Raw genomic sequence first — 13,208 nt, 5'->3', positions numbered from 1 at the left:
ACTCCTTAATCCTCAAGTTTGCAAATACCATCCAAATACAGAAGCGGATTTTCTTCCTTTTGATCCACTGAGATGGGAATTGATTCGTATTGGGCGTTTACGCTTACCAGATACTGGGCAATGATTCCATTTACGAAAGCTTGTACGTTCGTACCTTGCATATCGGCGATTGCCTTCAGCTCAACATAATATTGTGAATTGAGTTCTATAGTCCCCTCTTCTTGTTCTTCACCTCTTGAAGATATGAATCCGGAAGCGGTAGATTTCGCTTTTTCGTATTGATTTTGAATGAAGCTTTTGTATTTATTCACTATCAAGATTCACTCCTTCTGTATATCTTTTATAAAGATTCGTCGAATTTTGTCGATTTCAGGGGGCATTGTCGGGTGGAAAGCCCGTTTCCGGTTTCCTGCAAGGCGATCGGCTATTGGTAAAATAACGCAGTTGTTGAACGAAAACGCCAAAGAGGGCTGTGACAGCTCGCCCCCCTGGCAAGCTGTCACAGCCCTCAAACCCGCGTCCAATGCAGACTCTCGTTGACGAGTCGCTGTAGAGCAAAGCATATATAGGAGGTTGCCGCCATGAGCAACCTCCTTTTGACCGAAAAAGATTCCGATAGAAATAGACATACAATTCAAAATTCTAAATATAGTTACTTCTACTAAATGATGATATATTTATCGCGAGAGCTCTCTGCAAAGGTACATCCCCGTTTCGGCCAGAACGGGTAAGACGAACCTTACTAGGAGGAATGATTAATGAAGAAAATGTTGTCGCTTGTCATGGCCCTCGGTTTGCTGCTCGGGATCGCTTCCCAAGCGAGCGCGGCCAATGGGGTTTATGTGTTTAACCCGTATCCGAATAGCATCGGCGCTGTTCCGGATTATATTGGCATTACGAAGCCGACCGGGGCTTACCAGTACGAGATCCACATTCAGGAGACGAACAACGGATCATTATCCTATTATTCGGGCAAGATCAACGTGCCATCCAGCGGATACGATATTCGTCATACGCTGCCGAACAGTACGAAGATCATGCTGGCCAACGGAAACTTTAATATTCTCGCATTGGTTTATAACAGTTCGGGGACACTCATTGGCAGGGATGTAATCAAGGTTACTTTCCTATAATTATGTAAGGGATATAATCCCACCGCAATCGTGATTTCTCGCAGACTGGTCCTTACTCGTTCGGGGTCAGTCTTTTTCCCTTCCCTCGCGTCAATCCTCCCTTTTAGTACGTACGCAAGACCGCTTGCTTTCCTTGTCTCAAGAGCAACGCGAATAAAACTATTTTACATATGGTGGTGGTATAGCCAAAGCCTTCGCTGCTGCTGTACCTGGACGTTGACTTCGGATATACATATAAGCCGCCATGACCTCGGGCTACATGTTATTATATTTTTACACATGGCATGTAGATATCCAGTGTCAGGATTTTTTCACCCTTTGATTTCGGGATTCCAAAGCGTTGGTCTGTGTACACCTCACACCAATAATAGCTGCTCCAATCAGTTTCATATCCATGTTTTTTTATAGCCTCTGTTGTAAGCAAGTAGGCGTTGCTGTAGATATCATTTTCTTCACCTTCAATCCAAGCCTTTGCCACAGTCTGCTTTGGAACATCATATCCAACAAAACCATCAGGTATTGGAACATCTCGTTTCATAAACATTCCTACAACATAATTAACGCTGTCATCGTCGTCGTTGTAGCCTTTAAAAAAGCCAACATACTCGTCGATATCGTCGGGAAGATATTCCTTCATTTTGATCAACGGGTCATACATACCTTCCTCGAAACACTTTTTCCAGAATGCACCTAGTTCACTTATTTTGGCTCTAATCTCCTTACCAACCATCTTATAGCCACCAAAGTGCACAAACTCAATCGTCGTCAATTTAGCCACTATAGTCTTCCTCCCTTTCTCAATCCGATAAGTTTCATTAATGTAATGAAGAGACATTCGTGGATACAGCCTCAAATTCAAATCGGGTGTCACAAGTGATGGCGGTACGCCAGTGTGCTCTTTGAATGCTCGTGAAAAGGCAGCTTGAGAGTTATACCCATACTTTAGCGCTACATCAATGACCTTCTGCTCTGCATTAATTAAATCGATAGCCGCCAAGGTTAATCTTCGACGTCTCACGTAATCGGCAATTGAAATACCTGTTATATAAGAGAAAATTCTGTGGTAAAGTCCCAATGGACAACAAGCAATTCTTGCAATTTCATCATAATCGATATCCAGAATATTGGACTCAATATAGCTGATAACGGCTTCAGTTCTATCGGAGCTATCCATGCGTTCCTCCTCTCACCCATACTATATAACTAAGTTAGATGGATTTCTTCACATTTTTTGTCCATTTTATGCAAAACCTTGTGCATCCATTTTTAGAGAAACGATTCATAGACCAACGTCAATCGTAACATGCGAATGATCGATTTTCGCCGTGAGCGTTCAACAGCCAGCTGTCCTGTCTGGCTCTAGTCGTCCTGCAACTGCTTTCGCCGGGCTCTTGTTTGCAAGCTGTTTACAGAAAAGCCCAAAAAGGGCCGAAACAGGTCACTTGCTCCCAACCTGTCACAGCCCTTCAACCCGCGTCCGACGTGGCCTTACGCCTTTTCTCCCTCTCCCGTTGCAACCGTATTCTCCTCATAACCAACCCACTCGCTCCAACGTCTTATCCCCCTACGAACCACTATGCTCGAATAGTTCCAAAGCCAAAAAGTAGGGGTTCCGAACAGCGCAGCGGGAATGACTCAGAGGATATGCTTGCGCCAATGTGCAACGACTTCCCTTGGCTACGCTTGGGAGCAATTCAAGAGCAAGAAGCACGTGTAGACGGGGCTGGCGGAACAGTATGGTTTGAGCCAAGGTAAGGTATACACCTGTGGTGGTTCAAACCGAACGGAACGCCAACAAAAAGGCCAATCGAAGCAAGGTAGCACCCGGAAGGTTGGATGGACTGGGGTGTGGACGATGTTTTTGTCTGTTTGCAGCTGTTGAATGGTTGTTGGCAGGCTGTTTGCAAACCGGTCCACATTGAACTATCGTACCCGATAGTTTAATCAATCGTCGTAGTCGTTATTGAGCTTTTAATCTCCGTTTTTTGGACAATATGACATAGCCTAATGAAACGAGGAACTCCAAGCCACTTTGAGGCAGCTTCCAACCGCAATTATAAGCGTTCATTAATTCTGATCAACAATTCCTTTAAGGTTTGCTTCTCTTCTTCGGTAAGAACTTGAACGATTTCGTCCTCCACCTTTTGGAAGGAGTCATTAAAGTCTTCAATCAATTCAACGGCCTTTGGTAAAACATAAATATTTTTTTGCCGTTCATTATTGGCTGGGATTTTACGCTCGATAAATCCTCTTTGCTCAAGACCTTGAAGCATACTTGTAATGCTAGCCCCGCGCAGATGAAACCGATCGGCAAGATCCCTCTGAATTAATTCAGTTTCTTGATTTTCGTAGATATAGCCAATTATTTTTCCTTGTTGAGCGTTTAATCCTAATTCTTTTATGCTATCGTCCGCTTTTTTCTTTAACTTAAGGCCAATAATCTGAAACAAATCCAGATAAGGCGTATCCTTGCGAGGCTTCATGATCGTACCTCCCCATATTGTTAGAAAACTAACTGTAAGTAAATAAACTATACAAAGATCCAGCATTCGTGTCAAACGAACATTAGTTTATTGACAGTTAGAAGGCTAACAGTTATACTTCGAATTGTTTAATAGAAAACACTTGGGAGGAATTCAAATGGAGAAGGTAGCTCAAAATGCTGCGTTGGAACAAGTTACGGCGATTACAAATGTACGTATCTTTGATGGGGATCAAATTATTACGCCCAGATATGTTGTCATTAAGGGAGAGTACATTATTTCAGTGGGCGGAGACCTTCCAGCTGATGCAACGATTATAGATGGAAAAAATGCGACTCTAATGCCAGGTCTAATTGATGCACATGTTCACACTTCAATCGGAGGATTACGAGATGCCTTAAAATTCGGCGTTACAACAGAACTCGAAATGAACGGCGATTTTACTAAAAGAGGGCGCGAGATTCAGTTGAAAAATGTGGATGACGTCGCAGACGTCCGTTCTGCTGGCACAGCGATCACCGCTCCGGGGGGACACCCGGATGAATTACTGCCAGATGGAGATGAAATACCGGAATTCGTATTAAAGGAACTAGAGAAGTTATCGGAGGAAGACCGGGAAGCGATGTTGGCTGCATACGCTCACGATCATGAAGAAATACCGCAAGTGACGACGGTGGAAGAGGCGATTAAACATGTGCATACTCAAGTGGAAAATGGAGCCGACTATATTAAGATCATGATTGAGGAAGGAACGGTCATGGGTGCGCCTGGCCTGCCCGTACTAAGCGACGAGATTCTGAAAACAGCCGTGACAGAAGCCCACAAGTTCGATAAGTTGGTCATCGCCCATGTCTTGACGGCCCGTTCATCGCAAGAAGCCATCGACTTTGGAGTCGATGGTTTGGGCCACTTGTTTATCGACAGACCCGAGTATACGTCCGAATTAGTGAGGTCCATAGCGGATTCAGGCGCTTTTGTTACACCGTGCTTGGTGTTGAATTCATCTATTATTGGAAATCCGGCATCGGAATTGGCGAATGATCCGCGTGTTCATTCCAAATTAAGTCCGGATTGGATCGATATCTTGAACTCCAGTTTCAATACGTTTCCACAAGGCAATATGGAGAACAGCTTTAAGAATGTGATGGACCTTCACCGTGCCGGAGTTGATATTCTGGTAGGGACGGATGTCGCTCCGGTTCCCGTTCCGAATCTTGGCGGCCTTGCTCATGGAGCCAGCGTCCATCATGAAATGCAATTGCTGGTGAAAGCCGGGTTCACTCCGATAGAAGCGCTTCAGTCAGCTACCGCGAAACCAGCCCGTTGCTTTGGTCTTAACGATCGCGGCCGTATTGCCGAAGGTGCGCGAGCTGACCTTGTACTGGTCAATGGCGATCCGACAACCAATATCTCGGATACCCTATCCATTAAAGCTGTTTGGTTAAATGGTGTGCAAAAACTGAATTAATTTTTTTCACTTTTGTAATATTAGTTAAAACACTTTGTGGCAGGGCACTCTACTTCGAGGAGTGCCCCGCTGTACGTCTTTGTAATTAAACTGCCTGTTAGTTGAACATTGATTTTGCCAAATAGATCATTTCCTCTTTAGTAAAAACTTTGCTGTCAATTTCAATAAAAGTACCATCCTGGACCCAACGTAGTAACCCTCCTGCTATGTAGTTAGCCCGTGGTTCAAATCGTTCTTCACTTCCATTTATGTTCATTTTCGCTCCACATTCACTAAATTTAAAACTGTTGAACGAAAAGCCCAAAAAGGGCCGCAACAGGAAACTTGCTCCTAACCTGTCGCAGCCCTCCAGCCTACGTCCAACATGACCTCTCGGTTCTTACTTGTCCCCCGTCGCAGTCGAATTCTCCGAGTAAGAAATCCAATCGCTCCAGCTTCTTATCCCCTCACGAACCCCCATGCTCGAATAGTTCCAACGTTAAAAAGTAGGGGTTCCGATCAGCGCGGCGGGAAATGCATCTGAGGATATGCCAAAGCTCATTTGCAACGATCTCCCTTGGCTACGCTAGGGAGGAATTAGGGAGCAAGAAGCCCGTAGACGACGGGGCTGGCGGAACAGTATGGTTTGAGCCAAGGCGAAGTATCCAACTGTGGCTCCTAAGCCGGACGGAACGCCAACAAAATGCCAAGTGAAGCAAGGTAGCACCCGGAAGGGTGGGCTGGGTATGGACCGGTCCTAACGTATTTGTTGCAGGTTGTTGAATGTTGTTTGCAAGTCGTGCCCGTTAACGTAATGAGGGGGTGCTTATATAAGTGTTTTTTGATATCTGAGTTGACTAAGTTTCTACATCTCTAATGATTTCAAGGTCGAGCACGCGTGACATCGAGGTACATCCGCGGCACCGGCCCACCCTGTGTGTTGGCGACGCCTCTGGCGACGAAGCCAACGGATTCATAAAATCCTATCGCGTGTGGGTTTGCGGTCACCTCTACACGCACACCGCGACGCGCAATGTCTTCGATCAGGACACTCGCGACGCCTTGGCGCATCCAGTCAGGATCAGTGAACAGATCCTCGAGTTCGAGGAAGTCGTCGATAGGACGTGCCGAAGCAAAGCCGACGACCCGCCCGTCAATAATAGCGACACGCGTGAACGGCAACATCGCGTCGTCCCACACGAGCCACTCAGGATGAGTGGCGATGAGATCACGGTCGCCCTCAATTGTCAGCGATGCACGTCGAAAGACATCGCGCAGCTTGTCGACGTCGTCGACGACTGCGCTTCTAATGACGAGGTTAGACGAATATAAAGTTTTTTCATTCAAGGTCGATTCTCCTTTTTACGGAAAATGAATAAGTAGCCATGTATTGTATCGTTATAATTATACTTTACCGTTACTTGTGATGCTGTTCATCTTATCACTGTTCAACAATGCTGCCCATTAACGCACGTTGATTGACAAAATATGAGATGTATGGCTGGTTCGCTTGGGTTTCCAGGATTTTTAATTATTCTATATGAACCGGTTCGTTGCCGCCAACCTTTAGCGGTTTTTTTTACTCATTTTGAGAGGAGCGATTCATATGCCCACGGCTACAGCAACACGCGAACGATTAACTTCCGCTGCGATCACCTTGCACCATCCGCTTGATTATTACTTCGCCCTGTTTCTTCGAGCCAAGAAAACGGAAGTCTTGAAGCCCTGAACGCTGAACGACGACAAGAGTCAGAGTTGGCTGACTGAATGGTACCCGACTCTCAAGCTGAAAGCACTGACCGCCGACCACGTTCGCCAGTATGTATGTTGGGCACATGATGTCAGGGCAAGCCTCGTACACCAGGCACCCGGACGCTCAAGTGCTTCCTTCGGTTCCTTCACGTTGAAGGATGGATGGACGGAAGCAAGGTGCAATATGCCATTCAACAACCACTGACCCGACCGCCCCGGTTACAGCCCTCCACCCCGTGTCCGACGCGGCCTCTCGGCTCTTACTTCTCTCCAGTCGCAATCGGATTCCCCCTCATACGAGATCCAATCGCTCCAGCTGTCGGTTATAATCCCCACGATTCAGCTTGCTATCGCTTCCAATTCCTTGGCATATTCGATTAGAATATCTCCTGCCTCGGTTAGTTTTAGGCCGATTTCAATGCACTGTTTCGTTTGTTCAGATGTCAATGGGCCACAGAAGTATAGGGCCTCGATGTAAAATCCAAGTCTCTCATAGTCTTTTCTGTCGAAACTATTCAGACTCGCGAGCGCCGTCAGTCTTTCAAGGCATTCCTTGGCCAATTCATTGCCAAAATGCTCAAGCTGCACAAATACCTCCATAGCAGGCTTAACATAGGTAAACGGTGGTTCTAAACTATAATCGCTATGAATGGCATCAGACCAATAAGCGATGGAATCGATAACCGACAATTGCCTGTTCCGGTTCATTTCCTCGTTAAACTGCTCATCCGACTTCTGAATATCCGGGAACACCCGGTAAAACAAATCCCGCTCGATCGTCTTTCTCATAACGAGACCGTAATCCAAATAATCATTTCTCGTAAAAGTATAGGCAATAAAATCATCGGCTTTATTCAAAATGTCAAACGCACCCTCGTCCACCAGACGCTGCATCGCCTCGAGCGCGCAAACATAATATCCATTTTCGATGATCCCCGCTTCAAATGCGACAACAGCAGTGCCCGCAATAGCCTGTTCGAATTCTCCTTTGTCCACGTCCTCGGAACGATAAGCAATCGATTCAAAAAGTGAGACGTACCGTCCATTCTGACCCATGTGGTCTTGCCAAAACTGAAAATCGAAATCCCCGCAATTATACTTCAGCGATTGAATCCGATCCTGTTTCTTATAATCGGCATTTTTGCTCTGATACTTTTCTAGCGTTTTCTCAAAACAACTTATCGTGTTCATATATACATAGATGCTGCTGTATTCATCCGCACACAGGCTAAAAGCATACACCTGTTTGTTATCGGAGGTTTCAGCGAAAGAACGAAGAACATGTCTGCACCCTTCGGCCAATGCGTCCGTAAAACGCTCAATTGTCACGATTTCCGTGTAGATCGGCGCTTTCTTGCTAAACACAACCTCATTCTGATCATCCATGATGTAATATCCCTCATTGCGAATTGATGTCCTCCCGTCCAGCAATCGACCTATCATGGAATAATACAAGTTCACATGATATCCCCCTTTCATAGATATAACTATTTAAATTTTATTAATGACTCAGGAGTAACCATTCAAAGACAATATTCCACCCGTACAATTCTGTATGTTGCATGTATAAACCTGCACAGTTATAATAAAACTAAAGAAGGAGCCGTGCGACAACACGACTCCTCGGCACAGTAGACCGCTTCAAAGGCGGTCGGCTTCGGGAATGTGATCAGAAATAGACCGTCATCCTAGCAGAGGGGCGGTCTATTTCTTTTGGTTAATTGCTGCGACGATGGCGACCACCAGCGTCAGCAGCGCTATAATAAGCGCGCCAAAACCGATCATCAACGTCAAAGCGTCTTTAACCTCCATGGGCATCCCTCCCTTCTTTGAGAGGTAGCCGACCGCCCTTGCAAGCCGTTCTATGTGCTAGTCTAATTATAGCATAATTTGTAAGTAATCATTAAAGTTTTCTTGCATTATTAAATCTATGTATGCTGAATCCTTCAAAGTCGGAAACCAGTATCGCTTCTCTAAGTGGATTTAAATTTGTTGTAAATCTCAATTCAATTCCTTTTTGGAGTAATCTCTCTATCAGATTCTCATATTTTTCAACCGATTTAGGTTTCACTACTTGACGAGATATATAATATCCCGCTGTGTTATCAAAAAGATCAAAACCCTCATTATCAAAGCAATATCTAAATATGTTTGCTTTGAAATCCTTGTGTACCAATCACTTTCTACTGTCACTATGGTATTAGCAATTGTATTGTTAAAGAAAAGTTGTAAATGTTCGTCAGTTGTTGCTTCGTTTCTTTTACATACAATACGAGGACAATCCCTAGGGAAATAATATGTAAACTTCTCCATCAATTGCCCAAACTACCGCAGGAAAATCGGGACGATTTTGTTTCTCTTTAGGTACAAACATTTCGATACTATTATCTTCACTAAAGTGAAATAGCATATAAGTCCTCCTTGGTTTAGTTACCGTTATATTCCATATACGTAATGAATTATCCTGAGTCGAAGATTGGGTTCATCGCTTGTAGAAGGGCTTGTTGGAGGAAGCGGTCCATTGCGGTCGGGATGCCGATCAGCCTCACGCCGCCTCTGGGTTTGGATTTCCACCGGTTTGACTGGTGCGGGTCTGTATGTTCCCGTCAGGAGTTCGGTTTTCACCGCTTCCCAGTGTGTTTTCAGGTAAGCTTGTAGCTGCGCTACCGTTACGCCGTCCACGCCAGGTGCTCTTCCGTTCTGCACCACTCGCTTGTAGGCGAGCCTGAGGTTATCTCCCCTCAGCATTCGTTCCAACAAGTCGTTATTCCCTTCGCGAGAGGAAGGGGCGACTTGTGCCGACGAAGAACTCGGCGCTTCGGCATACCCTGACGGCTTCACCGCTTCTCTTTGCCGTGAGCTCTCTTGCGAGATTTTCTGGTGACTTCGCGTATTCCGCAGGCCTCCTTAAGAATAAGAACGTCATCTTTCTGCCCTCAGCCACTGACGTTTACAGAAGTAGTCCTTGGCGACTTGGGATTTCGCCATGTGTAGGTGACTTCATCGACTAGCCCTGCCTCGAATCCAGAACGCGAACCTTGGCTCGTGCATTTGCCTCCAGCTTCCTTCAGATTCCACCTCGCGATGGACACCCTTGCTCTTGGCCAACGGCAGGCGTTCTCCAGCCCCCGTTCGAGACTTTCACCCTAGAAATGACGCCCATGCTGGGCGTACAACAAATAGCCCGGGGCGCGTCGCCGCACCCCGGACTTTCGTGTTTCATCCCATTTACTATTACTTACTTAATGTCTTGCTCCTATGCGTAATCTAGCCATAGTTGTAACAGGCCGCCTTCTCCTGCTCCTGCTCCATCTAAACCCAAGCTTCGTTCGAATAACCCCGCTGCTCCCAATACCCGACATGCTCCCCTTCAATAAGCTCGATGCGGTTCAGCCACTTCACCGACTTGTAGGCGTACATCTTCGGTACGATCAGACGGACCGGACCGCCGAGATCGCTTGGGATAGGCTTGCCGTCATGCATGACGGCAACGAGAACGTCGTCCATATCGGCTTGTTCGAGCGTGAGCGTATCCGTGTACACCCCGTCGCCGGAGTAGAATTTCACGGTACGAGCATTCGCCTTCACCCCTGACTGCTTCAGCAGGTCCTTCAGCTTGATGCCCTCCCATGTGTTTTTGTACACCGACCAGCCTGTGACGCAGTGGAAGTCGCTAACCTGTACCTCGCGTTTCAGCGCGACGAATTGCTTCCAGTCCCACTTGGACGTCTTGTCGACGAGTCCGTCTATCGTGAACGACCAGTTCTCGTTTGTAAAAGCAGGGATCGGCGTCACGGAGTATACACGAAATTGTCCTTGCGCGCCTCCGCCAATCGGCGGCGCAGATGCCGGAAGCGGCTGCGGCAAGGGAACGAGGCTGTTCGCGTCGCTCTCGATGAGTTTGTCGAGCGACTGGCTGCCGCCCACTCCGAAGTTGCCAAGCGAATCCCCGACCCATTTGAGAAAAGACGGTCCGATCGTAACGGCCAAGCCAACTCCAATCGCGCCGCGAATGAACGACCTGCGCGTATAGATCGGTTGAGGCGCGGCAGGATGAAGAGCGTCCGTGGCGGTATCACGCTCGTTCTCCCGCTTAACCGTCCTTCGGGTCGGTTCCTTCAGCCATCGCACCCTCGTAATCGAATGATAAATGATGTACGGCAGTCCGACCCATGTGAGCAGATCATGTACAACTAAAGCAACGTTCGTCACGCGTGGTCCAACCGCCCGGAACTGCCACAACAGCACGCCGGATAAGAACCAGCCGAGCAGCAGCCCCAGTACGATCAGCACATTGGCTCGCTGTGCGGGCTTATCCTTTAGCTGCTTCCAATGCTTGCCCGCGAGAAGCAAGTAGTACAGTACCGGCATGATCGATGCGACGCCGACGACAATGTGCAGCCACTTAATCCATACCCGGCCCTCGCCGAGAATACCCCGCCAGAAACCGCCCACCAGAATGAGCCCCGTTAGCGCCAAAATAACGACGATCCATCCGTTCCACATATGCAACGCAACCAGCTTCTTGCCAAATCCTTTGCGCAGCCTCTCCAGTGTGCCACTCACAGGGACTCCTCCTCGATTTGGGTATTTTCAGGCATAATGGATCTTTCATCCGCTTTGCGAACCGTAAACCAGAACCTGCTGCCTTGCCCGTTAGCTTGCTCTACGCCGATCTGTCCCTGATACTGCTCCACGAGCAGCTTCGCAATGGATAATCCCAGGCCCGCTCCCCCGCCTTCGCGACTGCGGGAACGATCCGAGCGGTAGAAGCGGTCGAAGATACGCTCAAGCTCTTGCTGCGGAACGCCCTCCCCTTCATCCGTAACGGTAAAACGAACGAAGCTGTCGTTCCGCTCTTCTGCTTCTATTCGAATAATGCCTTCATACGGAGAATGCCTTACCGCATTTTCAATCATATTTTGAAGAACCCGCTGCAAATGTCGCGCGAGTATATGCACTTTAAGCGACCGCTCCGGAAGAAGTACGCGCAGTTGCAAGGACTTCGCCTCGAGTTGCAACGTGAATCGCGGAAGCAGCTCTACGAGAACATCCTCTGCAACCGCTGGCGAGTATGCAGTGCCTTGCTGCCCGCCTGCTTCCAGTGTCGATAGCTCGAATAAATCCTGAATGAGATCCCCAAGACGTACCGTCTCCGAACGAATGGTCGACAAATAGCGCTGGTAAGTCGTTTCATCTTCGATTACGCCATCCTCGAGCGCCTCGGCATAGGATTGCATAGAGGCCAGCGGGGTGCGAAGATCATGTGCCATATTGGCAACCAGCTCCCTCTGAGCGGACTCGGCCGCCTTCACTTGCCGAAAGCTTTGCTCCAGATTCACGCCCATCCGGTTAAATTGCTCGGCCAGTTGTTTGAATTCCAACAATACCGTATCCGCGACCCGCGCTTCCAGATCCCCCGCCGCAATCCGGCCCGCGCCTTCCCCTATGCGCCTAACGGATGCTTCAAGCGGTCGGACAAGCACGAAAAACAACCCCGAAGATACGATACCCGCTCCGACTGTAGCAAGCGCAAGCCATATGAGCTGCTCCTTTGTCACAAGCATGTATTGAAAAAAGACGAGCAGCAATATAATGATGAACGCGATGCTGATCGTGTTTGCCAGAATTAAATAGGATCGCAGCTTCATGGCATGAATCCCTTTCCGTCCAGCTTATATCCGATGCCCCATACCGTCTTAATCCAGCTTGGATCGGACGGATTGGGTTCAATTTTCTCTCTCAACCGGCGTACATGAACCGTGACGGTTGTCATATCTCCTTCATAGGCAACATCCCATACGTGATTAAGCAGTTGACTTCGGGAGAACACCTTTCCCGGATATGCCGCCAGCAGCTGCAGCAGATCGAACTCTTTGGCCGTCAGCTCAACGTTTTTCCCGGCAATCTCTACCCTCCGCTCCGAAGGGTAGATCGATAACCCGTCGAAGTGCAGCGCGTCCTGCAGTTGCTCCGCATCCTTTTTTCCATCCCTGAGAGCGGCAGCTTCGTGGTCCCTATAGCCCGTTCGCCTTAAAATATTTTTGACTCTCAGCACAAGCTCTCTCGGACTGAAGGGCTTGGTCATATAATCGTCGGCTCCCATTGTAAGGCCGAGCAGCCGATCCGGCTCTTCCCCGCGAGCCGTCAGCAATATAATCGGCGTATCCTCTGTCTGGCGAATCGTATCACAAACCTCAAGCCCGTCTATCTTGGGCATCATCAAATCGAGCACCAACAGATCCGGTTGATGCTCTCGCCACAGGTTAAGAGCTTCCTCGCCGTCAGATGCAACATAAACCGTGTTGCCCTCTCGTTCGAGATACCGCCGGCACACATCCGTTATATTTCGTTCATCATCAGCCACGACAATACGAGTACTCATGCCGATCC

The 13,208-nt window shown here is 47.8% G+C and carries 12 protein-coding genes and 2 pseudogenes; 3 read left to right on the top strand and 11 right to left on the bottom strand.

Annotated elements, in window-relative coordinates; translation table 11 throughout:
* Positions 1 to 5 precede the first annotated feature (5 nt).
* Entirely contained in the window at positions 6 to 311 is a 306-nt protein-coding gene (locus tag D3P07_RS10040; RefSeq protein ID WP_119800098.1) for a hypothetical protein, read from the bottom strand.
* A gap of 447 nt (positions 312 to 758) precedes the next feature.
* On the opposite strand from D3P07_RS10040, the gene D3P07_RS10030 reads away from it, so the two are divergent.
* Entirely contained in the window at positions 759 to 1,133 is a 375-nt protein-coding gene (locus D3P07_RS10030; protein WP_119800096.1) for a hypothetical protein, read from the top strand.
* 265 nt (positions 1,134 to 1,398) lie between these two features.
* Here the strand turns inward: D3P07_RS10030 and D3P07_RS10025 are convergent, their stop codons facing one another.
* A complete protein-coding gene (locus D3P07_RS10025) occupies positions 1,399 to 2,307 on the bottom strand; it encodes an AraC family transcriptional regulator (protein WP_119800095.1) in 909 nt (302 codons plus the stop codon).
* A gap of 880 nt (positions 2,308 to 3,187) precedes the next feature.
* Complete coding sequence (locus D3P07_RS10020; RefSeq protein WP_119800094.1) at positions 3,188 to 3,616, bottom strand: MarR family winged helix-turn-helix transcriptional regulator; 429 nt, start codon at positions 3,614 to 3,616, stop codon at positions 3,188 to 3,190.
* A 157-nt stretch (positions 3,617 to 3,773) separates the two neighbouring features.
* On the opposite strand from D3P07_RS10020, the gene D3P07_RS10015 reads away from it, so the two are divergent.
* Positions 3,774 to 5,084 carry an amidohydrolase family protein gene (locus tag D3P07_RS10015; RefSeq protein WP_119800093.1) on the top strand — a complete coding sequence of 437 codons (1,311 nt, stop codon included), beginning with the start codon at positions 3,774 to 3,776 and terminating at the stop codon, positions 5,082 to 5,084.
* A gap of 861 nt (positions 5,085 to 5,945) precedes the next feature.
* On the opposite strand, the gene D3P07_RS10005 is transcribed toward D3P07_RS10015, so the two are convergent.
* Positions 5,946 to 6,410, bottom strand: a complete 465-nt coding sequence (locus D3P07_RS10005; protein ID WP_119800091.1) for a GNAT family N-acetyltransferase — start codon at positions 6,408 to 6,410, stop codon at positions 5,946 to 5,948.
* Positions 6,411 to 6,669: 259 nt separating this feature from the next.
* Between D3P07_RS10005 and D3P07_RS27485 the strand changes: the two genes are divergently transcribed.
* Positions 6,670 to 6,792 (top strand): hypothetical protein, encoded by a 123-nt coding sequence (locus D3P07_RS27485; protein ID WP_259391429.1) that lies wholly within the window; start codon positions 6,670 to 6,672, stop codon positions 6,790 to 6,792.
* A 362-nt stretch (positions 6,793 to 7,154) separates the two neighbouring features.
* Here D3P07_RS27485 and D3P07_RS10000 read toward each other — a convergent pair whose 3' ends face one another.
* The 7 genes and pseudogenes from D3P07_RS10000 to D3P07_RS09970 all read right to left on the bottom strand — a co-directional run bounded on the left by D3P07_RS10000 (position 7,155) and on the right by D3P07_RS09970 (position 13,200).
* A complete protein-coding gene (locus D3P07_RS10000) occupies positions 7,155 to 8,276 on the bottom strand; it encodes a DUF4303 domain-containing protein (protein ID WP_182914251.1) in 1,122 nt (373 codons plus the stop codon).
* A gap of 243 nt (positions 8,277 to 8,519) precedes the next feature.
* On the bottom strand, positions 8,520 to 8,627 hold the full coding sequence (locus tag D3P07_RS09995; RefSeq protein WP_220482019.1) for a putative holin-like toxin: 108 nt from the start codon (positions 8,625 to 8,627) through the stop codon (positions 8,520 to 8,522).
* Positions 8,628 to 8,718: 91 nt separating this feature from the next.
* Positions 8,719 to 9,225, bottom strand: a pseudogene (locus D3P07_RS27875) (DUF6886 family protein).
* A 58-nt stretch (positions 9,226 to 9,283) separates the two neighbouring features.
* A pseudogene (locus tag D3P07_RS27480) lies at positions 9,284 to 9,716 on the bottom strand (group II intron reverse transcriptase/maturase); the annotation flags it as partial.
* 411 nt (positions 9,717 to 10,127) lie between these two features.
* Positions 10,128 to 11,381 carry a molybdopterin-dependent oxidoreductase gene (locus D3P07_RS09980; protein WP_259391428.1) on the bottom strand — a complete coding sequence of 418 codons (1,254 nt, stop codon included), beginning with the start codon at positions 11,379 to 11,381 and terminating at the stop codon, positions 10,128 to 10,130.
* Positions 11,378 to 12,466 carry a sensor histidine kinase gene (locus D3P07_RS09975; RefSeq protein WP_119800088.1) on the bottom strand — a complete coding sequence of 363 codons (1,089 nt, stop codon included), beginning with the start codon at positions 12,464 to 12,466 and terminating at the stop codon, positions 11,378 to 11,380. The genes D3P07_RS09980 and D3P07_RS09975 overlap by 4 nt, the downstream gene beginning before the upstream one ends.
* On the bottom strand, positions 12,463 to 13,200 hold the full coding sequence (locus tag D3P07_RS09970) for a response regulator transcription factor (protein ID WP_119800087.1): 738 nt from the start codon (positions 13,198 to 13,200) through the stop codon (positions 12,463 to 12,465). Before D3P07_RS09970 ends, D3P07_RS09975 begins: the two co-directional genes overlap by 4 nt.
* Positions 13,201 to 13,208 lie beyond the last annotated feature (8 nt).

Origin of the sequence: Paenibacillus sp. 1011MAR3C5 (assembly GCF_003591485.1) — a bacterium.
Classification (GTDB): domain Bacteria; phylum Bacillota; class Bacilli; order Paenibacillales; family Paenibacillaceae; genus Pristimantibacillus.
This window is presented reverse-complemented; position numbering and strand designations above follow the sequence as displayed.